17 protein-coding genes and 1 pseudogene are annotated in these 24,777 nt (G+C 61.5%); 11 read left to right on the top strand and 7 right to left on the bottom strand.

Features of this window, described 5'->3' with window-relative positions:
* The first annotated feature begins 473 nt into the window (after nucleotides 1–473).
* The 5 genes and pseudogenes from bcsN (at nucleotide 474) to L904_RS09585 (ending at nucleotide 9,545) form a co-directional block, all read left to right on the top strand.
* Nucleotides 474–1,376, top strand: coding sequence for a cellulose biosynthesis protein BcsN (bcsN, locus tag L904_RS09605; RefSeq protein WP_049832305.1), 903 nt, complete (start codon nucleotides 474–476; stop codon nucleotides 1,374–1,376).
* Between the two features lie 94 nt (nucleotides 1,377–1,470).
* Nucleotides 1,471–3,660 carry a UDP-forming cellulose synthase catalytic subunit gene (gene bcsA, locus L904_RS09600; RefSeq protein WP_020810506.1) on the top strand — a complete coding sequence of 730 codons (2,190 nt, stop codon included), beginning with the start codon at nucleotides 1,471–1,473 and terminating at the stop codon, nucleotides 3,658–3,660.
* Nucleotides 3,657–6,170: a cellulose biosynthesis cyclic di-GMP-binding regulatory protein BcsB gene (locus L904_RS09595; RefSeq protein WP_035261287.1), complete on the top strand. Its 2,514-nt coding sequence runs from the start codon at nucleotides 3,657–3,659 to the stop codon at nucleotides 6,168–6,170. Before bcsA ends, L904_RS09595 begins: the two co-directional genes overlap by 4 nt.
* Nucleotides 6,167–7,221 (top strand): annotated as a pseudogene (locus L904_RS09590) (glycosyl hydrolase family 8). Before L904_RS09595 ends, L904_RS09590 begins: the two are co-directional and overlap by 4 nt.
* On the top strand, nucleotides 7,212–9,545 hold the full coding sequence (locus tag L904_RS09585; RefSeq protein ID WP_020810509.1) for a cellulose synthesis protein: 2,334 nt from the start codon (nucleotides 7,212–7,214) through the stop codon (nucleotides 9,543–9,545). Before L904_RS09590 ends, L904_RS09585 begins: the two are co-directional and overlap by 10 nt.
* A 37-nt stretch (nucleotides 9,546–9,582) precedes the next feature.
* Here L904_RS09585 and L904_RS09580 read toward each other — a convergent pair whose 3' ends face one another.
* A complete protein-coding gene (locus L904_RS09580) occupies nucleotides 9,583–10,737 on the bottom strand; it encodes an amidohydrolase (RefSeq protein ID WP_020810510.1) in 1,155 nt (384 codons plus the stop codon).
* Nucleotides 10,738–10,796: 59 nt separating this feature from the next.
* Nucleotides 10,797–12,443, bottom strand: a complete 1,647-nt coding sequence (locus L904_RS09575) for a GNAT family N-acetyltransferase (RefSeq protein ID WP_020810511.1) — start codon at nucleotides 12,441–12,443, stop codon at nucleotides 10,797–10,799.
* 234 nt (nucleotides 12,444–12,677) lie between these two features.
* On the opposite strand from L904_RS09575, the gene L904_RS09570 reads away from it, so the two are divergent.
* The gene (locus L904_RS09570; protein WP_003524050.1) at nucleotides 12,678–13,412 is read left to right on the top strand and encodes an SDR family NAD(P)-dependent oxidoreductase; all 735 of its coding nucleotides are present in this window, start codon (nucleotides 12,678–12,680) and stop codon (nucleotides 13,410–13,412) included.
* A 36-nt stretch (nucleotides 13,413–13,448) separates the two neighbouring features.
* On the top strand, nucleotides 13,449–14,801 hold the full coding sequence (locus L904_RS09565; RefSeq protein ID WP_020810512.1) for an aspartate aminotransferase family protein: 1,353 nt from the start codon (nucleotides 13,449–13,451) through the stop codon (nucleotides 14,799–14,801).
* A 38-nt stretch (nucleotides 14,802–14,839) separates the two neighbouring features.
* On the opposite strand, the gene L904_RS09560 is transcribed toward L904_RS09565, so the two are convergent.
* Both L904_RS09560 and L904_RS09555 read right to left on the bottom strand, forming a co-directional pair.
* Nucleotides 14,840–15,277, bottom strand: a complete 438-nt coding sequence (locus tag L904_RS09560) for an EamA family transporter (RefSeq protein ID WP_031233948.1) — start codon at nucleotides 15,275–15,277, stop codon at nucleotides 14,840–14,842.
* Nucleotides 15,278–15,459: 182 nt separating this feature from the next.
* Complete coding sequence (locus L904_RS09555) at nucleotides 15,460–16,806, bottom strand: dicarboxylate/amino acid:cation symporter (protein WP_003519920.1); 1,347 nt, start codon at nucleotides 16,804–16,806, stop codon at nucleotides 15,460–15,462.
* Nucleotides 16,807–17,042: 236 nt separating this feature from the next.
* On the opposite strand from L904_RS09555, the gene L904_RS09550 reads away from it, so the two are divergent.
* Nucleotides 17,043–18,884, top strand: a complete 1,842-nt coding sequence (locus L904_RS09550) for a sensor histidine kinase (protein ID WP_031233949.1) — start codon at nucleotides 17,043–17,045, stop codon at nucleotides 18,882–18,884.
* 1 nt (nucleotide 18,885) lies between these two features.
* Nucleotides 18,886–20,250 (top strand): sigma-54 dependent transcriptional regulator, encoded by a 1,365-nt coding sequence (locus L904_RS09545; RefSeq protein ID WP_020810515.1) that lies wholly within the window; start codon nucleotides 18,886–18,888, stop codon nucleotides 20,248–20,250.
* Between the two features lie 89 nt (nucleotides 20,251–20,339).
* On the opposite strand, the gene L904_RS09540 is transcribed toward L904_RS09545, so the two are convergent.
* On the bottom strand, nucleotides 20,340–20,816 hold the full coding sequence (locus L904_RS09540; protein WP_020810516.1) for a BA14K family protein: 477 nt from the start codon (nucleotides 20,814–20,816) through the stop codon (nucleotides 20,340–20,342).
* Nucleotides 20,817–20,995: 179 nt separating this feature from the next.
* On the opposite strand from L904_RS09540, the gene L904_RS09535 reads away from it, so the two are divergent.
* Nucleotides 20,996–21,706, top strand: coding sequence for a GntR family transcriptional regulator (locus L904_RS09535; protein WP_003519916.1), 711 nt, complete (start codon nucleotides 20,996–20,998; stop codon nucleotides 21,704–21,706).
* 47 nt (nucleotides 21,707–21,753) lie between these two features.
* Here L904_RS09535 and L904_RS09530 read toward each other — a convergent pair whose 3' ends face one another.
* Entirely contained in the window at nucleotides 21,754–23,010 is a 1,257-nt protein-coding gene (locus tag L904_RS09530) for a D-amino acid dehydrogenase (protein ID WP_020810517.1), read from the bottom strand.
* Nucleotides 23,011–23,017: 7 nt separating this feature from the next.
* Complete coding sequence (gene alr, locus L904_RS09525; RefSeq protein WP_020810518.1) at nucleotides 23,018–24,184, bottom strand: alanine racemase; 1,167 nt, start codon at nucleotides 24,182–24,184, stop codon at nucleotides 23,018–23,020.
* A 127-nt stretch (nucleotides 24,185–24,311) separates the two neighbouring features.
* On the opposite strand from alr, the gene L904_RS09520 reads away from it, so the two are divergent.
* Complete coding sequence (locus tag L904_RS09520) at nucleotides 24,312–24,770, top strand: Lrp/AsnC family transcriptional regulator (RefSeq protein ID WP_003500727.1); 459 nt, start codon at nucleotides 24,312–24,314, stop codon at nucleotides 24,768–24,770.
* Nucleotides 24,771–24,777: the final 7 nt, after the last annotated feature.

The raw sequence follows: 24,777 nt of genomic DNA, 5'->3' as shown, positions 1-24,777 counted from the left end.
CGGCAAGCGTCTGCGCGATGCTCGGAAATGGCAATGTCATGCGTCAACTCTCTGTTTTTACAGTTGAATAAAAAGCGGACCAATAAAAATACTGCATTATGGAGGCAAGTAGACCATGGGACATATTGCGCTGCAACCGTAAAATTATCGACCTGACAGGAAGCCAACCCCCGGCAGCGTGATTGGTTCCACCTTCTTCCATGGCGAACATGGGACGGCAATGGTGATTCGCTAGCCATAAAGTGTCAGAAATTACAACGCAAATTTGAGATTGCTTATTCGTAGTCCTCACGTATTTCGTAACAATGGTCTGGTCATTAGTGATTCGGTCTCCTTTTAACCTGGGCGGCGTTGGGGAAATAAAGGGGCGTAAGGCAGTGAATTTTTCTGCCTATACTTCATTGCTGTTCTCCATTGCGGTTCTGTCGGGCTGCAATACTCCCGCGGGCGTCCGGTCCTTCGGGGGACCCCAGATGCTGTCTCCTTCCGAGGCGCTGGTTTTCCCGCCGCCTGGCGGTCCCGAAATCGTTACCGTGGTCAACCGCACCTATTCCAACGCCGTGGCGCAGCAGGTCATCTTGCGCTCCGAGGCCGCTACGCCCGGGCAGAATTACATCAAGGCCGAGTTTTTCGGTCCGCAACAGGCCGGCGATACCGGTGGCGATGCCCTGGCTTTTTCCGGTTTCAGGGCATCTTCCGTCGCGCGGGAAATCCGCGCCGAGTTTCCGGGCGAAAACATCGCCATGTCGGCAAATTACCTGCAGAACGGTTATGGCGCGTTCTCCTATGCCGCCGGCAGCGGCCGTGGCGACGATACCTGCCTTTATGGCTGGCAGGACATACGCTCGCCGGAAAGCATGCGGCAGGATTTCCGCAACCTCGGGCGCATCAAGGTGCGGCTGCGCCTTTGCCAGTCGGGCGCCAGCGTCGAGCGGCTGCTGGCGGTCATGTATAATTACACGATCACCGGCACCTATGCCTCGCCCAGCTGGAACCCTTACGGCACGCCGCAGGCGGTGGATGAAAATCTCGGGCGTCCGGGCCATCCGGTCTATCCCATAAAGGCGGATGAGGTGCCGATGCGGCCCGGCGGCGAGGTGACCGCCAGCGTGCCGCCCCGGCCCGTTCGTCGCACGGCTGCCGTTGCACCGCCCGCCCAGCCGGAACCGCAGCCGCTTCCACCCGTTGCTGCAGTCAGTATCCCGTCGCCCGCATCGGCTGGCGCACCCCTCCAGCCTGCAAGGCCCACGGTGGCGGGCAGGCGCCTGGACGGTGTGCCGGCGGATGGCGGCCGGCAACCGTCGCAGGTCCCGCAGGTCTCCATTCCGTCGCCCGCATGTCTGTCCGGTTCGGGGGTGGCGTCAGGATGCAGGTGATCACCGGAACCAGCGGGAAAGAGCACGCCAAGGCGCAGATCGCAAAAATTCCGGGTCGAAATTCCGGGTGGGGAAGACAACGGAAAGTTTCTGGATGAGCAAGGCCATCACAATCATTGTCTGGTTACTTGTGTCGCTTTGCGTTCTGGCCATCGTCACGATGCCGGTCAGCCTGCAGACGCACCTGGTCGCCACGGCGATTTCGCTCATTCTGCTGGCGACGATCAAGAGCTTCAACGGGCAGGGGGCCTGGCGTCTGGTAGCGCTCGGTTTCGGCACGGCCATCGTGCTGCGCTATGTCTACTGGCGCACCACCAGCACGTTGCCGCCCGTCAACCAGCTCGAGAACTTCATTCCCGGCTTTCTGCTCTATCTGGCGGAAATGTACAGCGTCGTGATGCTGGCGCTCAGCCTCGTCATCGTGTCGATGCCGCTGCCGTCGCGCAAGACGAGGCCCGGTTCACCCGATTACCGGCCGACGGTCGACGTCTTCGTGCCGAGCTATAACGAGGACGCTGAGCTTCTCGCCAATACGCTCGCAGCGGCCAAGAACATGGATTATCCGGCCGACCGGTTCACCGTCTGGCTGCTGGACGATGGCGGCTCGGTGCAGAAGCGCAACGCCAGCAATATTGTCGAGGCGCAGGCGGCGCAGCGCCGCCACGAGGAGTTGAAGAAGCTCTGCGAGGACCTCGACGTGCGTTATCTGACACGCGAGCGCAACGTCCACGCCAAGGCCGGAAATCTCAATAACGGGCTTGCCCATTCGACCGGCGAGCTCGTGACCGTGTTCGACGCCGACCACGCGCCCGCCCGCGACTTCCTTCTGGAAACGGTTGGCTATTTCGAAGAGGACCCGCGGCTCTTTCTGGTGCAGACGCCGCATTTCTTCGTCAATCCCGATCCCATCGAGCGCAATCTGCGCACCTTCGAGACGATGCCGAGCGAAAACGAGATGTTCTACGGCATCATCCAGCGCGGTCTCGACAAATGGAACGGTGCCTTCTTCTGCGGCTCGGCCGCCGTGCTGCGGCGCGAGGCGCTGCAGGACACCGAAGGTTTCAGCGGCGTCAGCATCACGGAAGATTGCGAAACGGCGCTGGCGCTGCATTCGCGCGGCTGGAACAGCATCTATGTCGACAAGCCGCTGATCGCCGGACTGCAGCCGGCCACCTTCGCAAGCTTCATCGGCCAGCGCAGCCGCTGGGCGCAGGGCATGATGCAGATCCTGATCTTCCGCCAGCCCCTTTTCCGGCGCGGTCTCTCGTTTACGCAGCGCCTCTGCTACATGTCGTCGACGCTGTTCTGGCTGTTTCCGTTCCCGCGCACCATCTTCCTGTTCGCGCCGCTGTTCTACCTGTTCTTCGACCTGCAGATTTTCGTGGCCTCGGGCGGTGAGTTTTTGGCCTATACGGCGGCCTATATGCTCGTGAACCTGATGATGCAGAACTATCTCTACGGCAGCTTCCGCTGGCCGTGGATTTCGGAACTTTACGAATATGTGCAGACGGTTCACCTCCTGCCCGCCGTCGTTTCGGTGATTTTTAATCCCGGCAAGCCCACCTTCAAGGTGACGGCGAAGGATGAATCCATTGCCGAGGCGCGGCTTTCGGAAATCAGTCGGCCGTTCTTCGTCATTTTCGCGCTGCTGCTGGTGGCGATGGCCTTTGCCGCCTGGCGCATCTACAGCGAGCCCTACAAGGCGGATGTCACGCTCGTGGTCGGCGGCTGGAACCTGCTCAATCTCATCTTCGCGGGCTGTGCGCTCGGTGTTGTTTCCGAGCGTGGCGACAAGTCGGCGTCGCGGCGCATCACGGTCAAACGGCGTTGCGAAGTCAAGCTCGAGGGTAGCGACGCCTGGGTGCCGGCTTCCATCGATAACGTGTCGGTGCATGGCCTGCTGATCAATCTCTTCGACAGCGCGACAACCATCGAAAAAGGCGCGGTGGCAATCGTCAAGGTCAAGCCGCATAGCGAGGGCGTGCCGGAAACCATGCCTGTCAACGTCGTGCGAACGGTGAAGGGTGAGGGTTTCGTCTCGATCGGCTGTACCTTCTCGCCGCAACGCGCCGTCGATCACCGCCTGATTGCGGACCTGATCTTCGCCAATTCGGAACAATGGAGCGAATTCCAGCGGGTGCGTCGCAAGAACCCCGGCCTTATCCGTGGTACGGCCATCTTCCTGGCCATATCGCTCTTCCAGACGCAGCGCGGCCTTTATTATCTGGTTCGAACGCTTCGGCCTGCTCCCAGAGACGCCAAACCTGTCGGAGCGGTAAAATGACCGGCCGTAAACCCATCCGGGATTCTCTGGCAATGTTGATATGGGGAGCCGTCGCCACGGGCGCTATGGCGCAATCCTCCCCCTTCGACATGTCGCCGGAACGGCCCGCCCAGACGGTTCCGACACCCGTGCCGCCGTCCGCCGTTGCGCCTGCCGCGCCCCGTCAACAGCCACCTGCCCGGATGCCGGCGCAAAGTCCGGTCCAGACGCCGTCTCAGCCATCCGCCCCGCCGCCATTTGCGGTTCAGCCCGCGCCGCAGCCGCAACAGCGCCCAGCCGTTCCGTTGCCGCCGCCGGTTGCGGCTCCTCCGCGTCAGGAAGGCGCAAGACCTCTTCCAGCAAGGGCTCCGTCGCTCAACGCCGACAGTCGCCGCCGATACATCCTGCCCTATGAAAAGCTCAGCCTTTCCGGGGAGATGGACAGGCGGCAATGGAGCATCTATCTGACGCCGGAGCAGGTGAATGCCGCCGTTTCGCTCAATATCGGGTATCAGAACGCCATCGTGGTCGCGCCGGAAAGCTCGAATTTTCAGGTCAGCCTGAACAATGTCGCGCTGGATCCGGCGCGTATCGAAGCGCCCGACAGCGAGGGCAATGTCTCCTTGAAGATTCCGCCCGGCGTCTTGCAGGTCGGCTCGAATGTCGTGAGACTGGGCGTGCAGCAGCGCCACAGAACCGATTGCACGATCCAGTCCACCTACGATCTGTGGACCGATATAGACCCTGCCAATACCTATATCGGCTTTAATGCGGATGTCGCCGGAAGCTTTGCCAATATCGACGATATTCAGGCGACGGGGCCGGATGGCAAGGCGATGACGTCGATCGAGATTGTCGCACCGGCGCTCGCCAATCCGGCATTTGCGGATTCTCTCCTGCGTCTTTCACAGGCGCTGGCGCTCAGAACCCAGATGCCGAACCAGACGATCCGTTTCGTGGCCGCTCCTTCCGCTGAGCGCAAGGCGGGCACGCTGACGGTCTTCGTCGGCACCGCCCGCGAGATTGCCGGAATTGCCGGAACGCTGCCCCCCGAGGCTTCGGCGGGCGCTTTCGCCGGCTTTGGCGCCGCCGCGCCCGGCGGTCTTTCACCGCTTTTTGTCAGCGGCCCCACTCCACAGGCGGTACAGGCGGCAATCGAGACGCTGTTTTCGTCGATATCGCGCACACCCGGTGCGCAGAGAACGACTTTTTCGACCCGAAGCTGGCATGCGCCGGATGTGCCGCTCGTCATGTCGGATCGCCGTATCGCGCTTTCCGAACTTGGTTTCGAAAGTACCGAATTTAGTGGCCGGCGTTTCCGCAACGAATTTTACGTCGGCATGCCAGCCGATTTTTATGCGTCCGCCTATGGTGAGGCGTCGCTTCTCCTCGATGCCGCCTATTCGTCGCAGGTACTGCCGGGCAGCCACGTCGATATCTACGTCAATGACCAGATCGCCTCGACCGTGCCGATTTCCAACGACGGTGGCGGCATTTTCCGGCATCTGCCGATCAGTGTGACGATGCGTCACTTCAAGCCCGGGCCGAACAAGGTCACCATCGAGGCGGTGTTGATGACGGCGCAGGATCAGGCCTGCGCGCCCGGCGCGCCCGCCAGCACGACGCCGCGTTTTGCATTGTTCGACACGTCGGAACTTCATATTCCGGACTATGCGCAGATCGGCCGCAAGCCGGATCTTGCCGCGATGGCGGGGGCCGGACAGCCCTATCGGACCGGCGGAGCGCCTGTTGCCCTCTCACTCGACCGTTTCGACACCGATACCATGTCTGCGGCAGCCACGCTGATCAGCCGGCTGGCAAGCGTGGCGGGACATCCCATCGACATCGAGACTGTCGCCTCGCCGCTGGTGATCGGCGATCGCGACGCGCTGTTCGTCGGCACGATTTCGCAATTCCCGCAGGCATTGATCGGCCAGTTCAATCTCGTTCCTTCCAGCCAGATATCCTGGAAAATGGGAACCGGCGTTCAGCCGCCCGCCCAGAGCAGCGAGACCCTTTTCAATGACTGGCGCGAGCGGGTGGACGGCGGTGTCTGGGAGGGGCAGGTGTCTTCTCTCGAGGAATGGATGAAGCGGAATTTCGACCTGAGCTCGGATACGCTGCGCTTCCTGCCAGCCGCCGAGCAGCTCTATGCGCCGCCAAGCAATGTCTCCTTCATGCTTGCTCAGGGACTTAGTCCCTCCGGAGAAGGGGTGTGGACGCTTGCCACTGCGCCGACGTCCGCCGAACTTCTTGACGGCATGGCTGCGATGACGCGGGAAAACCGCTGGCGCGGTGTCACGGGACGTGTTGCCGCTTACGATGCCGCTGCCGAAAAGCTTGAAACGGTGGAGGTGGAACGGCCGTATTTTTACGTCACGCGGGCGTTTTCCCTTTCCAACTGGAGGCTGGTCGCCGCCAACTGGCTGTCTTCCAACGTTCTTTCCTATTCGCTGGCGTTCATCGGTTTCGTGTCTCTCCTCGGCCTCGCCACTTTCACGATGTTGCGCATGATGGGACGGCATCGATGAAGAGCGGGATCTCGAAACTGGCCGGCATTTTCTTCCTGTCCATGATGACGGTGATTGCAGGTATTTCCGTCAGCCGCGCCGCTTCGGTTTCGCCGGAGGCGTGGTCTGCCTATAAAGGCGCGTTTCTCGATCCGGCGGCCGCGTCATCGATACCGGCAACGGCAATATCAGCCACAGCGAAGGCCAGGGCTATGGCATGTGGCTTGCCGTGCTTGCCGACAATCTGTCCGACTTCGAGCTGATCTGGAGTTTCACGCGCACCGAACTTTTGGTGCGTGACGACGGGCTTTCCGCCTGGAAATGGGATCCGCGCACCAGACCACATGTAACCGATATCAACAACGCCACGGATGGCGATATTCTGATCGCTTATGCGCTGGCGCTGGCGGCCGGGCAATGGAACCGGCAGGATTATGCCGAAGCATCCGCGGCCATCGCATCCGCCATTCTCAAGAAGACGGTGGTGCAACGCGGCGGGCGAACGCTGCTTCTGCCGGCGGCCAGTGGTTTCGACGAGGATGACCGGGAGGATGGGCCAGTGGTCAATCCTTCCTATCTGATTTTCGAGGCCTTTCCGGTGCTCGATCTTGTTGCGCCATCGCCGCTTTGGAAAGCGCTTGCCGATGACGGTGTGGCGCAGATCGGCACATTCGCTTTCAGCGATAGAAAACTGCCGGCCGACTGGGTATCGGTGAAGACGAAGCCGCAGCCGGCATCGGGCTTCCCGCCGGAATTCGGCTATAATGCGGTGCGCATACCGCTTTACCTCGCAAGGGCGAATATGGGCTCGCCGGAGCTGCTCGCCCGGCTGAAAGGCGGCATGACGCTGGAAAGCGGCGCTGCCGGAATCTTCGATCTGAAGAACGGAGCGGTCAAGGATGTCCTGTCCGATCCCGGTTATCGCATCATTCCGGCGCTTGCGGCCTGTATCGGCGGCGGGCCGGCCGTTTCCGCCGAACTTAAAAACTTCCAGCCAACACTTTATTATCCTTCCACATTGCATCTTCTGGCATTGTCGTTTCTGGCAAGGAATAACGGGGAATGCCGATGAACAAGCCACTGTCGACCTCGGCTCTCATTCTGCTTCTGATAGCGCTCGCCGCCTTTCACTGGCGCGACAGCATTCTCGGGCGGGTGTCGGACGTGCATACCTCGGCGGTCGGCGACAACCGGGCGGTACAGCGTGTTTTGCCGACGGCGGCCAATCCGGCGCAGATCAACGCTTTCGTCAAGAGCCGTGAAATGGCGCAGGTAACGCAGCCCGCGACACCGCCGGTCACTGTGCCGGCGACCGACCCCTTGCCGGTGACACAGGCTGGCGGGCAGGCGCCGCAAACACAGACGGCGCAGACGCCGGCCCCCCGTGCTACCCAGCCTGCATCGGCCGATATGCCCGAGGTCGATCTGAGTGCGTTGCGCTATTTCGCGGCGAGGGGCGATACGCAGCGTCTTCAGGCCGAAATCGCGCGCCTGCGCACGCTTTATCCCAACTGGACGCCGCCTGCCGATCCTCTCGCCATTCCCGAAAACGGCGATCCTCGGCTCGACGCCATGTGGCAACTTTATACCGACGGCCGTTATGCCGAAGTGAGGAAGGCGATTGCCGACCGCCAGCAGGCGGAGCCCGGCTGGCAGCCGCCCGACAATCTGACGGGCATGCTTGCCCTTGCCGAAGCGCGCCAGCGGCTCGTCAATGCTTCCGATCTCAAGCAATATGCGACAGTGGTGGATACGGCCGCGAATAATCCCGGCCTGCTGACCTGCGGCGAGGTCGATGTGCTGTGGCGGGTTGCCGATGCCTTCGCCAATACCGACCGGATGGGACGGGCGCGCGACGCCTATCTCTACATCCTCAACAATTGCACGGTCGCCAGCGACAGGCTCGCCACCGTGCAGAAGGCATCCGCGCTTTTGCCGGCGGAAATGATGGACGAACTGCTGGCCAAGGAAAAACCGGGCGCCGACGGTCAGCTGGAATTCGAACCGGTCAAGAACGATCTTGCCCGTCAGTTCGTGGCCAAGGCAGGGGAGAAAGAGGGCGTTGCCGTTCCTTCGGCCTATATAATGCGGCTTCAGCGGCTTGCCGAGACCGACAAGCTTGCAAGCGACGCCCTCCTGCTCGGCTGGTACAATATCCGGCAGAAGAACATGACGGAGGCGGAAAAATGGTTCCGCAAGGCGCGGGAAGAGGAAGACAGCGCATCGGCCTCGCAGGGGCTGGCGCTGGCGCTGATCGACCGTAACGAGCCGCGTGAGGCCGAGGACGTCATGTATAAATGGCGCAAGGCATCCGACGATGCGCTTGCGACCTATCTCGCCGCAACGGCCAATCTTCTCGCGCTGGAGCCGCCGGTCGTTCTGCCGCCGGAGGTGCTGCAACGTATCGCCGCCGAAACGGTGGCGCGCAAGGATGCGGCGACGGCGCAGCAATTCGGCTGGTATTCGCTTGCGTTCCGGCAGACGCCGCTTGCTTTGCAATGGTTCAGCACGGCCCTTGGCTGGAAACCCGATGATGAGCCGTCAGCCTACGGCATGGCGGTCAGCTATCACGATCTTCGCAATCTCGCCGGCCTGCGTGGCATCCAGCAGCAATGGGGAAGCCGTTCGCAACGTATAGCCGATGTGGGAACGGCGCGCATGGTGGACCAGTCCGGGCAGGCGGTTGCTCCCATAACCGCGCCGCCGGTTGTCGCACAGGTAACGGCGCCGCACGTGCAGACCAGTGCACCGCAGGGTGAGACGGCGGTGGTGTATGACCCGCCTGTCGTTCAGCAGCTTGAACCTTCGCGCAAGCAGGTGCGCCGCCCCGTGCAGGTGCAAAGGGAAACCAGCGCCGCATCGCGCCCGCGTTCCTGCGCGGCCTATCCCGATCCGCAACGTCTGCCGCCACAGCAGGCGCTCGATCTCGGCTGGTGCCTGATGGAGACGAACCGGCCGGCGGAGGCTCTCAAAGCTTTCGAATCCGCGATTGAAAGCGGTCAGTCCAATGTCAAAAGCGACGCAGCCTACGGCCAGAGCCTTGCCTATCTGCGCATGGGCTTGACGGACCATGCAGCCGTCTCGGCGACGAAATCGCGTATGGATCGCCCACGCGCGACGGAGCTGCAGGTCTCGATCCTTGCCGATCGAGCGGTTTCCGCGTTCGGGTCGAAGCGATATGCCGAAACGCTTCTTCTGCTGGACCAGCGGGCGCGGCTGGCGGATGAGCGCACGGACCTGATGGTGCTGCGCGGTTATTCTTACCTCGCCATGCGCCGTTATGGTGAGGCCGCCCAGATTTTCGAAAGCCTGACGGCTATCGGAAACAAGGATGGCATCCGGGGCCTGGCTGCGGTGCGCGCCGCCCGGCCGAGCAACGGTCCCCAGGGCGGCTGACGGGCGGCTTATCGCGGCTGGATATAGCCGGCCGCTGCTATCCCGCGTCGGTGAGGTTGCGGATGATGCGCATGAAGATACGCGCGCCGGTGCCGATCAGCGCATCCGGAAAGTCGTAATCCGGATTGTGCAGGTTGGGATAATCCCGGCCTGCGCCGAGAAAGAACATCGCCGATGACGAAACGGCGCGAAAGCGGCCGAAATCCTCGGAAGCCCGCATGGGCAGACCCTCCGAACCGTGGGAGATTTTCTCCTCGTCCAGCGCACGCCGGATATGCCCGACCGCGTCAGGCGCATTTTCGCAATGCAGGAAAATATCGTCATAGGTGATGTCGAGCGTCAGCTGCTGTTCGTCCGCCACCTTTTTGGCCAGCGTTTCTGCAGCCTCGCAGAGTTTTTCCATCCGGTCGTCGGTCAGTGTCCGGAGTGTCGCCCAGATTTCAGCATCGGCCGGGGAAATGCCGAAGGCGGCTTCGCCCATCACGGCGTGGGTGATCGTCACCATCGAAAAATCGGGTTCGGGCGGGAACCCGGAGCCCAGTTCGGCCAAGGCCGGCATCAGCCGGGATATTGCCCGCATCGGGGAAATGCCGTGTTCGGGCGAAGACGCATGCGCCGTCTTGCCGGAAAGGTGGATATTGACCCCGCGCGACGCGCAGTTAACCGGTCCCTCCACCACGCTGACATGGCCGAAAGGCAGGCCGGGCAGGTTATGGAGCGAAAAGGAATAGTCCGGCTTTATCTGCCCAAAGCGCGGGTCGGCGAGGACGGCGGCAGCGCCCGCGCCGGTTTCTTCCGCCGGCTGGTACAGAAGGATGACGCGGCCTGTCGCGGGTCGCTGTCGGGAAAGGCCAAGCGCCAGCGCCGTCAGAATGGTGGAATGACCGTCGTGGCCGCAAAGATGGCCCTTGCCGTCGGTGCCGGAGCGGTGTTCGGCGTCACTCTTTTCGTGAATGGGCAGGGCATCGAGTTCCGAACGGATCAGGATCGTCGGGCCGCTTTTGCCGCTGTCATAGACCGCAGCCACGCCGTGGCCGCCGAGATCAGCGAAAAGCTGGTCGGGCTGCGCCTGCTCAAGGAAAGCGCGGATGCGCCGCGCCGTTTCCTTCTCCTCGCCGGAAATTTCCGGGTGACGGTGAAGATCATGGCGAAGCTCAATGAGATCGAGCATGTCCTTGTTGGTCAGAAACATCAAAAATCCTTGCAAGTCGTCCGGCCGGTTTTCCCGCCGCAACTTACAGGGCGTTGCCTTTAATGCAAAACCTTTGGCGGGTGCCAGCGTTTGCCCGCCGCTTTCGGCTTGATGGCGAGCGTGACGACATCGGCCGGCAGCGGAACCTTGGCTTTTGCCAGTTCCAGCCGGGCAAGGGCTGCACGGGCCTTTTCCGCGTATTCCAGATGCGCCGCATCGTCCGAATGATAGTGCTGCAGCCTGTCGAGGATTTCCGCGCCTTCCATCGTTCTTTCGGCGGCAATTAGCGCTACGGCGCATTTGTAAAGCGCCTCCCGGTGGAAGGGCGCGCGATTGGTCACCTGGCGGAAGGCCTCGGATGCCTCGTGGTAGTGCTGCTGCGCCAGCCGGGCCTCGCCGATACGCAGCCAGAGGACGACGGGTTCCTGCCCGGCGGCCAGAAGGCTGAGAAAGGCGATTTCGGCCTCCCGGAATTCGCCCCGGTCGAACAACAGATTGGCGAGGCCGAATTGCGCGCCGAGATGGTCCGGTGCCGCAGTCAGCACCTGCGCGAAGGCAATATTGGCGGCTGCCTTCTGGCCGGTCTTATAGAGTTTGAGGGCCTGTTCGTAGACAAACCGGATGCTGCGCGGGTGAAGCGTGCCGCCGAGATTGTCGCCCGAGCGGGTGCGGAACAGCGTGCAGCTCAGCTTCTGCTCCTCCGGCCCGAAGAAATATTTGTAAGGCTCGTTGCCGCGCAGGAAGTCATAGGTTTTGAAACCCTGCTCGATTGCCCTGCGAATACAATGGCCATGCAGCACGAGGCCGGGGGAAGGGGTCTTCCAGTTCTCGTCGCGGCCGGTAATGTAGAACAGCACCGATTTCTTCTGGCGGTCGATGATATTGGCGAGCGCCCCGAGCGGCTGGTCGCCGAACCAGAGCACCGGCACTTCCAGATCGCCACGGATATAGACATCTATCAGCATCTGCCGTGTCGCGCCGATCAGGAGTTCCGTGCGTTCCTTGCCCTTGTGCGGCGCCCAGCGGATGCGCCAGAAATCGAACAGGATGTCCATATCCCGCTTGATTGTTTCCCTCGTTGCAAAGGTGATGCGATATTCGTCGCCGCCCTCCACTTTTCTCAGGAAACGCCTGAGCTTCTGCCGGGTCTGGCTGCTCATATGGCTGTCGAGATAGCCGTCGAACGTCTCCGGCAGGGCCACCACCGGGCAGATGCAATTGTTGATGTTGTAGGGGTTGGTCGGCATGTTGTCGCGAAACATGACGAGCGGGCCCTGAAGTGCGCGGATCATCGCCTCGCGGCGTTCCGGCGGGCCGGAAAGATAATCGAGCTTCAACTCGGTCCAGTTCTGCTGGCGTATATAGGAACAGAAACCGGCGACTGCGTGATTTTCATAGTCCGGCAGGGTGATGAAACCGGTGTAATCCGCCGCCGCATTGCCGGCCATGACGATGCTGTCGTGGAAGCGTCCGGTTTTTTTGTCCGGTTCGGTGACGATGCGCAGCGGGAAAAACGCCACATAGGGCGAGCCTTCCGCCCGTTCGCGCAGCGCAAGAATGAACCAGCGCCTGCGGCGCGGCATATAGTCCCTCAGCCACCCCCAGGAGAGGAAATGCCGGGCATGGGGATCGGCCATGAACACCGCATCCCAGTTTTCGCGGATCGCCTCGAAGCCGGCGTCCGTGTCGATGATATCGATACGCATTCGTCCCCCTCCCAATACTGATCACACATTCGGGAGGCTTCATTTTATGGGTAAACGGTCGGCTTCAAATATTCCCTTCGGGTGAAAGCCGTGCATCAAATGGGATTAGCCCGTCGCCGATCCGCCATCGCTGCGCCGCGACAAAAAAGACCTTGTCAGCCGGTGGCAGCGCTCTAACATGCGGGGCTGAATGCGCGGCCGGCTCAACGGTCCGCATGGCACAGGAGCTCTCACATGGCTGTTCCTTATATGCTTCTGACCGGCGCAAGCCGCGGAATAGGGCACGCCACCGTCAAGCTGTTTCAGGAAAAGGGCTGGAGAATTCTCACCGTATCGCGGCAACCTTTCTCCGAGGAATGCCGTTGGCCGTCGGCGCGGGAGAGCCATATTCAGGCCGATCTGGAGGACCTGTCCCGCATCGACGATCTGGCGGATGAGGTGCGTTCACGCTTGCCGGAGGGAAAGCTTGCGGCGCTTGTCAACAATGCCGGAATTTCGCCGAAGGGCGAGGGCGGTAGCCGTCTCGGTGTGATGGATACGACGGCGGAAATCTGGACGCGGGTGCTGAACGTCAATCTCGTTTCGACGGCGCTGCTTGCCCGCACGCTTTTGCCTGAGCTGGAAGCGGCAAAAGGCTCCATCGTCAATGTTACATCGATTGTCGGCTCACGGGTGCATCCTTTTGCGGGCGTGGCCTATGCCACGTCGAAGGCGGCGCTCGCGGCGCTGACGCGCGAGCTGGCACATGAGTTCGGCCCGCGCGGCGTGCGCGCCAATGCGATTGCGCCGGGCGAGATCAACACCGCCATCCTCTCCCCCGGAACGGCGGAGCTGGTGGAAGCCCAGGTGCCGCTCGGGCGGCTCGGCACCACGGCCGAGGTGGCGCAGACCATCTATTTCCTCTGCTCGGAACAGTCGAGCTACATCAACGGCGCGGAAATTCACATCAATGGCGGCCAGCACGTCTGACACGCCGAGCATCAACCGAAAATGGAGCCTTCATCGATGACCATCCTGCCGAATTCCGTCGAGGCACGCGATATCGCCTATCAGATGCATCCGAATGTCAATCTGCGCAAATTCGAAAAGACCGGCGGTCTGGTGATCGAGAGCGGCGAGGGCATCTATGTCATCGACAGCAGCGGCAAGCGCTATATCGAGGCGATGGCGGGTTTGTGGTCGGTGGCGCTCGGCTTCGGTGAACAGCGGCTGGTGGACGCGGCGACGAAGCAGATGCAGAAGCTGCCCTATTACCACACCTTTTCCTATAAGACGCACGGTCCGTCGGTCGATCTCGCCGAGCTGCTGATCGAGCTTTCACCGGTGCCGATGTCCAAGGTGCATTTCACCTCCTCCGGCTCCGAGGCCAACGATCTGGTCGCCAAGATGGTCTGGTATCGCTCCAATGCGCTGGGCAGACGAGACAAGAAGAAGATCATCGGCCGCATCAAGGGGTATCATGGTGTGACGATTGCCTCGGCCTCGATCACCGGCCTGCCGCGTAACCATGAGAGCTTCGACCTGCCGCTGGACCGCATGTTGCATACGGCCTGCCCCTCCTATGTGCATTTCGGAAAGGAAGGGGAAAGCGAGGCGGATTTCACCGCGCGTATCCTGAAGGAGCTGGAGGATCTGATCCTGCGCGAAGGCCCGGAAACCATCGCGGCTTTCTGGGGCGAGCCGGTAATGGGCGCCGGCGGCGTTCTTTTGCCGCCGGAAGGTTATTGGGAAGGCGTTCAGGCGATCCTGAAGAAATACGATATTCTGCTTGTGGTGGATGAGGTGATCTGCGGTTTCGGCCGAACCGGCAAAATGTTCGCCTGCGAGACCTATGGCATCAAGCCGGATGTGCTTGTCGTCTCCAAGCAGATTTCGTCGTCCTATATGCCACTTTCGGCGATCATCATGAATGACAATTTCTACCAGCCTATCGCCGATGAATCCGACCGTATCGGCTCCTTCGGCCATGGTTACACCGCCTCCGGCCATCCCGTCGCAACAGCTGTGGGGCTGGAGAACCTGAAGATCATTCAGGAGCGCGATCTGGTCGGTAATGTCGCCCGGCTGGAGGGCAGATTTCTCGATCATCTGAAGGCGCTGGCCGATCACCCGCTCATTCATTCCTCGCGCGGTATCGGCCTGATCGGCGCGCTGGAGGTGAAGCCGTGGGAGGGCATGAAGCCGGGCGATACGACGCTCGCTCTTGCCGCCGCCATTGAGGAAGAGGGTGTCATCACCCGACCTATCGGCGAATCCATCTGCTTCTGCCCGCCGCTCATCATTACGGCCGAACAGCTGGACGAGCTGTTTGCCGGTGTGAAGCGTGGTCTCGACAAGGTTGCGGCTGCCCGAGGCTGACGACTCCAGCGATTATGCCGGCCGGTTATCCGGCCGGCCTATCCCCGATAGGCCACAAGCACCGCGCCGCAGGCGATCAGCAGCACGCCGAGCCAGTTGGGTAAAGACAGCCTTTCCCCCAGAAACAGCACCGCAAAGACGGCGACAAACACGACGCTCAGCTTGTCGATGGGCGCGACGCGGGCGGCGTCGCCGAGTTTCAGCGCCCGGAAATAACATATCCACGATGCGCCGGTCGCCAGACCGGAGAGCACGAGGAACACCCAGGTTTTACCCGAGATGGTGGAAGGCTGCTGCCAGTTGCCGGTGATGTAAACCATCAGGCCGGCGGCGGCGAGAATGACGACGGTGCGGATGAGAGTGGCGAAATCGGAATTGATATTTTCGACGCCGATCTTCGCAAAGATGGCGGTGAGCGCCGCAAAGGCCGCCGATAGCAGCGCCCAGAATTGCCAGGCCAGAAACAGGTTTTTCATGCCGTCGCTCCGCTTATCGCATTCGTTTCGCTTCGGCTCTACCGCATCTTCCGGCCGATAAAAACCCCGTTTGACGGGGAGAGCCTGAACAATGAAAGCCCGGCGCATCCAGTCGATGCGCCGGGCTTTCTATATGTGCCTGCCCGGATAAACCGGGACAGGCCGGACCTTGGGAGGTCTTATTATTCGGCGGGCTGCACCGAAGCCGGAAGCTGATCCACATCGGCGATGCCGGTGAACTCTTCCTGGCCGCTCAGCACGCGGGCAAGCTGGTCCTGATCCAGTTCGCCTTCCCAGCGGGCGACGACGATGGTGGCGACTGCATTGCCGACGAAGTTGGTGAGTGCGCGGCACTCCGACATGAAACGGTCGATGCCGAGGATCAGCGCCATGCCTGCAACCGGAACCGAAGGCACAACGGAGAGGGTGGCCGCGAGCGTGATGAAGCCCGCGCCGGTGATGCCGGCGGCACCCTTGGAGGAGAGCATGGCCACGAGCAGCAGCAGGATCTGCTCGCCGAAGGACAGGTGAATGCCGGTCGCCTGCGCGATGAAGAGGGCCGCCAGCGTCATGTAGATGTTGGTGCCGTCAAGGTTGAAGGAATAACCGGTGGGGATGACGAGGCCGACGACGGAGCGCTTGCAGCCCGCCTTTTCCATCTTGCTCATCAGGCCCGGCAGGGCGGCTTCGGAAGACGACGTGCCGAGAACCAGAAGCAGTTCTTCCTTGATATAGCGAATGAGCGCGACGATGGAGAAGCCGTTGTAACGGCATACCGCACCGAGAACCACGAACACGAACAGGAAAGATGTGACGTAGAAGGTGCCGATCAGCATCGCGAGGTTGGTGACGGACGAGATGCCGTATTTGCCGATGGTGAAGGCCATGGCGCCGAAAGCGCCGATGGGGGCGGCCTTCATCAGGATCGCGACCAGCTTGAAGATCGGATACATCAGGGCGTGCATGAAATCGGTGACGGGCTTGCCCTTTTCGCCGACGATGCCAAGCGCGATACCGAACAGAACCGAGAAGAACAGCACCTGCAGGATATCGCCGCTGGCGAAAGCGCCGACGATAGTGGTCGGGATGATGTTCATCAGGAAGCCGGTGATGGTCTGCTCATGGGCCTTGTCGGCGTAGGTCGCGACTGCCTTGGCATCCAGCGTGGCGGGATCGATGTTCATGCCGGCGCCCGGCTGCACGGTGTTGGCGACGATGAGGCCAACGATGAGCGCGAGCGTGGAGAATACGAGGAAGTAGATCATGGCCTTGCCGGCCACGCGACCCACCTTCTTCATGTCGTTCATGCCGGCGATGCCGGTTGCGACGGTGAGGAAGATGACGGGTGCGATGATCATCTTGACGAGGCGGATGAAGCCGTCGCCGAGCGGCTTCAGCTGTTCGCCGAAGGCCGGATAGAAATGGCCGAGCGCGATACCGGCGATGATGGCCACCAGAACCTGGAAATACAGGTGCTTGTAGAATGGCTGCTTGGCGTGGCCTGCGGCCACGGCTGTCGTATCGATCATGTTTTTTCCTCCTCGGCCTCACCCTGCCTTTATTGGCCTCCCGGGTTCGCCGTGACGTTGACGGCTTCGCGCCGATTGCGGAGTCATGTGCAATACGCATGCCAGACTTGCTTATTTGGTGTAACTGGCTGATTTCAAAAGTAGTTTTTATTGGCGCTCCATTGGCCCACATGCATTTGTGCGGAATTCCGGACAAAATCTCTTGCGGTCTGTGCGTAAATCCGCACAATTGTCGCATGACCTATCAGGATCAGGCATCTCATTCCCATGCGAAGCGGCGGGCGCAATGGCTGGCGCTGGCGGGCCTGTGGCTGCTCGTCAGCCTTGGTGTTCTGCTGGTGGCCGATGAGTTCGCCCGCAATCAGGCGCTGCGCATGGCCGGTTCCGAAGCCGCCACGGATGCCGAACTGAAGATCGCGCTCCTGAATGTCGCGCTGGAGCGGCCGCGCGCCATTCCGCTTGTCCTCTCTGGAGATCCCGATCTTGCCGCCGCGCTGGACGGCGGCGGTGCTCCTGCCCTCGACCGGTTGAACCGCAAGCTGGAGGGGCTGATTGAAGGCACACAATCCTCGGTGATTTATGTGACCGGGCCGACCGGATTGACCATCGCGTCGAGCAACTGGCGGCAGGACGACAGCTTTGTCGGCTCCAACTATGCTTTCCGCGAATATTTCCAGGCGGCGATGAAGACCGGCATGTCCGAACATTATGCTCTCGGCAATGTCAGCCGTCGGCCGGGTCTTTATATCTCCCGCCGCATCGATGCCGCCGATGGGCGGCCGCTTGGCGTCGTCATTGCCAAGGTCGAGTTCAACCGGCTGGAGACAGATTGGAACATTGGCGGCAAGCCGGTCTATGTGGTCGACAGAAACGGCGTCGTGCTGATGACCAGCGTGCCGGAGTGGCGCTTCAAGACCGTTGCGCCGATCGATGAGGCGCGGCGGAAAATCATTTCCGAAAGCCTGCAATTCGGCAATGAGGCGCTTTCAACGCTGCCGTTTCGGGCGGCGCGGCGCGCGAGCGAGGGTGTTCCGCTCATTCATGTCGATGAGCCGGGGAGGGAACGCGGCGACTATCTGCGGCTGGAAGTGCCGGTGCCGACCACTTCATGGACGCTGCATTATCTCCAACCCGTCGCGCCGGCGCTGAACGCCGCCATCCGCGAGGGCAGGGTGGTGGCGCTGGCGACGCTGATGCCGCTGATGGCGCTTTCGGCCCTGTGGCTCTGGCGCAGGCACAAGGCACTTAAGGAAAAGGAAGAGGAGCAACGCGCCCGCGCCGAGCTGGAGATGAAGGTGCAGGAGCGGACCCGCGATCTGACGAAGACTCGCGATCATCTACAGGCCGAAATCGCCCTGCATGAAAAGACCTCGGGCGAGTTGCGCAATGTGCAGCACGAACTGGTGCAGGCCAACCGCCTTTCCATTCTGGGGCAGGTGGCGGCGGGTGTGGCGCACGAAATCAACCAGCCGGTCGCGACCATCCGCGCCTTTGCCGACAATGCCCGCACCCTGCTGAAACGCGACCGCATGTCCGAGGCCACCGAAAATCTAGAAAACATCGCGGCGCTGACCGAGCGTATCGGCACCATTACCGGCGACCTGAAGATATTGGCGCGCAAGGGCCGCACCGCCGCCGAGCCTGTCAGTGTACGACTGGTTATCGAAGGTGCGGTCATGCTGTTGCGCAGCCGCTTCTCCGGGCAGATGGATGCGCTGGATATCGTGTTGCCGGATCAGGACCTGAAAGTGCTCGGCAGCCGTATCCGGCTGGAGCAGATCCTCATCAATCTTCTGCAAAACGCGCTGGAAGCCACTGAAGAGACTGGGGCGGCCCGTGTCGAAGTTCGGGTGCGCGAGGAAGGCGACATGGTCGTGCTTTCCGTCAGCGACAATGGCACGGGCATTCCCGAAGCCATCCGCGCCCAGCTTTTTTCGCCCTTCAATACCTCCAAGGAAAGCGGCCTCGGCCTCGGTCTCGTCATCTCCAACGATATTGCTTCGGACTATGGCGGGCGTATCGAGGTGGCGAGCAGCAAGGCGGGCACATGTTTTTCCGTATTTCTGAAGCGAGCATGACATGACGGTGGACGGAACCATATTCCTGGTGGACGACGACTCCCAGCTGCGCAAGGCGATGGTGCAGACGCTGGAACTCGATGGATTGCCGGTCACGTCGTTTTCCCGCGCAGAACAGGCGCTTGCGGCTTTGAACGAGGATTTCGATGGCGTCGTCATCACCGATGTACGTATGCCCGGCATGACCGGGCTCGAATTTTTCGACCATGTGCGCAAGATCGATGCCGATCTGCCGGTCATTCTCATCACCGGCCATGGCGATGTGCCGATGGCGGTCGATGCGCTTCACAATGGAGCTTATGATTTCATCGCCAAGCCATTTCCCGCTGAACGCATGGTGGAAAGCGCCCGTCGGGCGCTGGAAAAACGCCGCCTCGTGCTGGAAAACCGGTCGCTTCGCCGGGCGGGGGCCCAAGCGGAGGATGATCTGCCGCTGATCGGCCAGACGCCTGCCATGGAACGCCTGCGCACCACGCTGCGGCACATTGCCGATACGGATGTGGATGTGCTGGTGGCGGGCGAGACGGGCAGCGGCAAGGAAGTGGTGGCGACGGCCCTTCACCGCTGGAGCAAGAAACGCTCAAAGGGCAATTTCGTGGCGCTGAATTGCGGTGCGCTGCCGGAAACGGTGATCGAAAGCGAGCTTTTCGGCCATGAGCCGGGGGCTTTCACCGGCGCGCAGAAAAAGCGCGTCGGCCGCATCGAACATTCGAGCGGCGGCACCCTGTTTCTGGACGAAATCGAGAGCATGCCGCTTGCGGTGCAGGTGAAGATGCTGCGTGTGCTGGAAATGCGCGAGGTCTTGCCGCTCGGGTCGAATGAGGAGCGGCCGGTCGATATTCGCGTGGTCGCGGCGGCCAAGGTCGATCTTGGCGATCCTGCCGAACGCGGCACGTTTCGCGAAGACCTCTATTACCGGCTGAATGTGGTGACGCTGTCCATTCCACCGCTGCGCGAGCGCAAGGCGGATATTCCGCTCTTGTTTTCCCATTTCGTCACCAAGGCAGCCAACCGTTTCAACATGGCGGTGCCGCAGATCAGCGCCGGCATTTCCCGCCGCCTCAATGATCACGACTGGCCGGGCAATGTGCGCGAACTCGGCCATTTCGCCGAAAGGGTGGTTCTGGGGCTGGAGACGGAACCAGCGGAGGCGCCTGCGTTACAATCCACAATCCCCGCTTCTGGAACCCTGCCGGAACGCATGGATGAGATCGAGGCGCGTATCATCCGCGAAACGCTGGAACAATCGAATGGCGACGTGGCGGAAACCATCGCCACGCTCGGCATCGCCCGCAAGACCTTTTACGACAAGCTGCAGCGCCACGGCATCAACCGGGCGGATTATGTGAAGAGCGGCACGGCGTGAGTTGGCGCGGAGCGCGCATGGAAAAGCCGCGGACGTTTCCGTCCGCGGCCTGACATTAACGGTAATAACCGTGTTGAAGGTCTTCCCGATCAACCCGCAACGCAGAAATGACGCTGGCCGTCATAATCCGTATAGGTGCCGGTGCGGGTGTTGAAGCTGCGGTAACGCTGCGAGCAATAATCGTACCAGGCGTTGGTCCAGGGCTCGATGGTGCGATAGGTACGGCGCTGGTTGTAGACCGGGCGGCTATCGTAAACCGGCTGGGCGCGATAGACCGGTGCCGGGCGGTAAACCGGCTGCGGTGCTGCGCGGTAATAACGGTAATCCGGCTCTTCATAAACATAGCTCGGCTCGTCGACATAAACGCGCTCATCGTAGGCTGGCGCCGGGCGCGACATTGCGGAGCCGACGGCGACACCGGCGGCAAGGCCGAGCACGCCACCCAGAATGGCAGCATCGCGACGGTCGCGGCGGTCCCAGTCGCCGGCGGATGCGCTGCTCAAGGGAACAATGGTGGCGGCGGCGACAGCGATTGTCAGAACTGTTTTAGCTGCAAAGGACGACATGGTGTGTTCTTCCATACAGGTGGCAGGGCGCTGCCAGTTGCAAATTCGATGGTTAAGGAAATACAGCCGGGCTGCTGAACGGGCGCTGAATGAATTGTGGCAGACCGGCGGCGACCCGCAATTCCTGTTTGCGCGCGCCGCACTTCGCGCTAGAACTCAAGAACAAACAGGACGCACCGATGAGCCTTTCCCAGATAACCGTCAATTCCGACACCTCGCATGAAGACCGTGCCCAGGCCATTCGCGATACGCTGCGTGACGCCATTGTCGACCGGCGGCTGGCGCCGGGAACCAAGCTGTCGGAATCGGAAGTGGGAACGCTGTTCGATGTCAGCCGTACGGTGGTGCGCGCCGCACTTCAGATGCTGGCCTACGAGGGATTGGTGAAGGCCGAACGCAACCGGGGCGCCTTCGTTTCCAATCCCACACCGGATGAAGCGCGGCAGGTGTTCGCGTCGCGCCGGTTGATCGAACCCGGCGTCGTGGATGCCGCAATCGAAAAAATAACGCCTGCGGCGGTGAAGCGGCTGCGTGAGCATCTGGTGCAGGAAAGCCGCCACCAGCATGAACGCGGCCCGAGCGCCAGACGCGCGGAAATCAAGGCATCGGGCGATTTCCACCTGATGCTGGCCTCGCTTGCTGGCAATGCCATTCTGGAAAAATTCATGGACGAGCTGGTCGCCCGCTCGTCGCTGGTCATTGCGCTTTACGGGCGCTCGGGTGTTTCAAGCTGCGGGCACAATGATCATGCCGATCTCCTGGACGCGCTTGAGGCGAAAGATACGGCAAAGGCCCGCGCGCTGATGTTGCAGCATCTCGACCACATCGAGGCCGATCTTGACCTGCGCATGATGGAAGGTCTGGCGCTGAAGGATGCGCTGGCGCTCTGATTGGCCGCCATCCCGTCGCGGGACGGGAATGGCGGGTTGATTGCGCGTCAGGCGGCGTAACGGCTGATCGCGAGATCGTGCGTGTCGATCTCCGGCTTGTTGCCGCTGATGAGATCGGCGAGCACCCGGGCGGAGCCGCAGGACATGGTCCAGCCAAGCGTGCCGTGGCCTGTATTGAGATAAAGATTGCTGTAGCGCGTGGCGCCGATGACAGGCGTGCCATCCGGCGTCATCGGGCGCAGGCCGCACCAGAATTTCGCCTGGGTCTGGTCGCCCGCGCCGCCGAACAGGTCTTCCACCGAGTGGGCCAGCGTTTCCTGCCGCGCTGCCGGCAAATCCTTGCTGAAACCGGCGATTTCCGCCATGCCGCCGGCGCGGATACGTGAGCCGAGGCGGGTAATCGCCACCTTGAACGTTTCGTCCATGACCGTGGAAACGGGTGCGCGCTCCTCTTTCACGATCGGAACCGTGATGGAGTAACCCTTGACCGGGTAAACCGGCAGGGTAAGGCCAAGCTGGCGCACGAACTGCGGCGAATAGCTGCCCAGTGCCGCCACGAAAATATCGGCCTCCACCAGCCCGCGGGTGGTCTCCACAGCCTTGACGCGCCCTGCCTCGACGATGGGGCGCATGATGCCGGTATCGTAGAGGAAGGTGACGCCCGCCTCTTCCGCCATACGGGCAAGTTCGCTGGTGAACATGAAGCAATCGCCGGTTTCATCGCCCGGCAGGCGCAGGCCGCCGACGATCTTCTCCTTCGAAGGAGAAAGACCGGGTTCGATAGCGGCGCAGCCGTCGCGGTCGAGAATCTCGAAAGGCACGCCGCCCGCCGTCAGCACGTCGACATCCTTGCCGATGGCGTCGAACTGCTTCTGGGTGCGGAACACCTCCAGCGTGCCCTGCATGCGCTGGTCATATTCGATGCCGGTCTCTTCGCGCAGCGCCATCAGGCAATCGCGGCTATATTCGGCAACACGCACCATGCGGCTCTTGTTGATGGCGTAACGCGCCGAGGTGCAGTTGCGCAGCATCTGGCCCATCCAGCGCCATGCGGCCGGATCGGCCGTCGGGCGAATGATCAGCGGCGCGTGTTTCATGAACAGCCATTTCATCGCCTTGACCGGAATGCCGGGCGCAGCCCAGGGCGAGGAATAGCCTGGCGAAACCTCGCCGGCATTGGCGAAGCTGGTTTCCAGTGCCGCGGCCGGCTGGCGGTCGATCACCGTCACCTTGTGTCCGGCTTTGGCCAGATACCAGGCGGATGTCACGCCGACGACGCCGGCTCCGAGGATAGTGACGTTCATGATCGTCTCACTTGTGATTGACTGATGTTGAAGCGGCTGCCGGGGTTTCTCCCGGCTGAATATAATTGCGTCGATAGCGGCGTCCGAGGCCGGTCAGGATTTCATAGGCGATCGTGTCCGCATCCTCGGCGATGTCTTCCAGCGTCTGCTCAGGCCCGATCATCTGCACAAGGCTGCCCTGGGTCAATGTTCCCTCGGGCAGGGCGGATATGTCGAGAATGATGCTGTCCATCGAAACGCGTCCCGCAATCGGCAGGCGCACGCCGTTATACCACGCTGCGCCGCGATTGCTGAGCGAACGCGGCAGGCCGTCAGCGTAACCGGCGGCGATGGTTGCCAGACGCGTGGGCCCGGCCGCTTCGAAGGAGCCGCCGTAACCGACCAGCGAACCGGCGGGCACAGTGCGGGTCTGGATGACGGCGAGATCGAGGCGAACGATCGGCTTCATCGGGTTGGGGCGTGCAACGGAGGGCGCGCCGCCATAAAGCGCGATGCCGGGGCGCAGCAGGTGGTTGTGGTAATCATTGCCCAGAAAGATGCCGCCGGAATTCGAAAAGCAGACCGGCGCTTCAGGAAAGGCAATGGCGGCCTTACGCATCACTGCAAGCTGCGCGGCATTGGAGGCATGGTCCGGTTCATCGGCGCAGGCGAGGTGGCTCATGACGAAGGCGATGTCGATGCCATCCAGCAATTGCGGCCGGGAGGCGAGGATTTCGAGTTCTTCGGGCGAGAGGCCGAGACGGCACATGCCGGTATCGATCTGCACGGCGGCGGTGAGCGTCTTGCCAAGCTTCTTGGCGTGCGTCGACCATTGGGCGATCTGCTCCAGCGAATTCAGAACCGGGGTAACGGCCATGGCGGCGCAGGAGGTCTCATTGCCGGGCTGAAGACCGTTGAGAACAAAGATCCGCGCTTCTGCCGAAAGCCGCAGTCGCAACGCCAGCGCTTCATCGATATGGGCGACGAAGAAATTGCGGCAACCCGCGTCGAACAGGACCTGCGAGACGATATCCGCGCCGAGACCGTATGCATCGGCCTTGACGACCGCTGCCGTCTGCGACGCAGGCGCCATGGCCGCAAGGGTCAGATAATTGTCGCGCAATGCGCCGAGATCGATGGTCAGATGACCGCTTGCACCACCGGCGGCCTGCTGGCGGCTGATCTGCATGTCCATGGTCGTTCACCCTCATTTTTATCCCATGAGGGTATTGCAACGATTGTCGAATTTCTTGGCGATTGTTCGAAGAAAATGCGATAGAATTCACAATGGCGCAATTTTCTTTTGCTGATTGGAATCTTCTATGTCGTCACTCGATGCGACCGACCGCCACATCATCCGCCTGCTTCGGCTCAATGCCCGTATCAGCAATGCGAAACTGGCGGCTGAAGTCGGGCTTTCCGCATCCGCCTGCCTGCGCCGGGTCGATATTCTCGAGCGGGAAGGGATTATCCGCGGTTATACAGCGCTGACCAGCGGCCTTGCCGGCGGCGAGGTGATTTCGGTTATCGTGCAGATCACGCTGGATCGCCAGACGGAGGATTTTCTCAACCGTTTTGAAAATGCGGTGCGGCGCTATCCGGAGATCCGCGAATGTTATCTGATGACGGGCGGTTCGGATTATTTTCTGCGCTGCGAGGCGGAAAGTGCTGGCGATTTCGAGCGGATTCACAAGGAAATTCTGTCGAAGCTGCCGGGGGTTTCGCGCATTCATTCGAGTTTTGCGATCCGGAATGTGCTGGCGACGCCGAAGGCGCGGTAGTCGTATT

It is taken from the genome of Agrobacterium sp. LY4 (genome assembly GCF_001526585.1).
GTDB classification, from domain to species: domain Bacteria; phylum Pseudomonadota; class Alphaproteobacteria; order Rhizobiales; family Rhizobiaceae; genus Agrobacterium; species Agrobacterium leguminum.
This window is presented reverse-complemented; position numbering and strand designations above follow the sequence as displayed.

Excerpts from the sequence above, each read along its gene's own strand:
- bcsN (WP_049832305.1), top strand. The coding sequence starts at position 474 with ATGCTGTCTCCTTCCGAGGCGCTGGTTTTCCCGCCGCCTGGCGGTCCC.
- bcsA (WP_020810506.1), top strand. The coding sequence starts at position 1,471 with ATGAGCAAGGCCATCACAATCATTGTCTGGTTACTTGTGTCGCTTTGC.
- L904_RS09595 (WP_035261287.1), top strand. The coding sequence starts at position 3,657 with ATGACCGGCCGTAAACCCATCCGGGATTCTCTGGCAATGTTGATATGG.
- L904_RS09585 (WP_020810509.1), top strand. The coding sequence starts at position 7,212 with ATGCCGATGAACAAGCCACTGTCGACCTCGGCTCTCATTCTGCTTCTG.
- L904_RS09580 (WP_020810510.1), bottom strand. The coding sequence starts at position 10,737 with ATGTTTCTGACCAACAAGGACATGCTCGATCTCATTGAGCTTCGCCAT.
- L904_RS09575 (WP_020810511.1), bottom strand. The coding sequence starts at position 12,443 with ATGCGTATCGATATCATCGACACGGACGCCGGCTTCGAGGCGATCCGC.
- L904_RS09570 (WP_003524050.1), top strand. The coding sequence starts at position 12,678 with ATGGCTGTTCCTTATATGCTTCTGACCGGCGCAAGCCGCGGAATAGGG.
- L904_RS09565 (WP_020810512.1), top strand. The coding sequence starts at position 13,449 with ATGACCATCCTGCCGAATTCCGTCGAGGCACGCGATATCGCCTATCAG.
- L904_RS09560 (WP_031233948.1), bottom strand. The coding sequence starts at position 15,277 with ATGAAAAACCTGTTTCTGGCCTGGCAATTCTGGGCGCTGCTATCGGCG.
- L904_RS09555 (WP_003519920.1), bottom strand. The coding sequence starts at position 16,806 with ATGATCGATACGACAGCCGTGGCCGCAGGCCACGCCAAGCAGCCATTC.
- L904_RS09550 (WP_031233949.1), top strand. The coding sequence starts at position 17,043 with ATGACCTATCAGGATCAGGCATCTCATTCCCATGCGAAGCGGCGGGCG.
- L904_RS09545 (WP_020810515.1), top strand. The coding sequence starts at position 18,886 with ATGACGGTGGACGGAACCATATTCCTGGTGGACGACGACTCCCAGCTG.
- L904_RS09540 (WP_020810516.1), bottom strand. The coding sequence starts at position 20,816 with ATGTCGTCCTTTGCAGCTAAAACAGTTCTGACAATCGCTGTCGCCGCC.
- L904_RS09535 (WP_003519916.1), top strand. The coding sequence starts at position 20,996 with ATGAGCCTTTCCCAGATAACCGTCAATTCCGACACCTCGCATGAAGAC.
- L904_RS09530 (WP_020810517.1), bottom strand. The coding sequence starts at position 23,010 with ATGAACGTCACTATCCTCGGAGCCGGCGTCGTCGGCGTGACATCCGCC.
- alr (WP_020810518.1), bottom strand. The coding sequence starts at position 24,184 with ATGGACATGCAGATCAGCCGCCAGCAGGCCGCCGGTGGTGCAAGCGGT.
- L904_RS09520 (WP_003500727.1), top strand. The coding sequence starts at position 24,312 with ATGTCGTCACTCGATGCGACCGACCGCCACATCATCCGCCTGCTTCGG.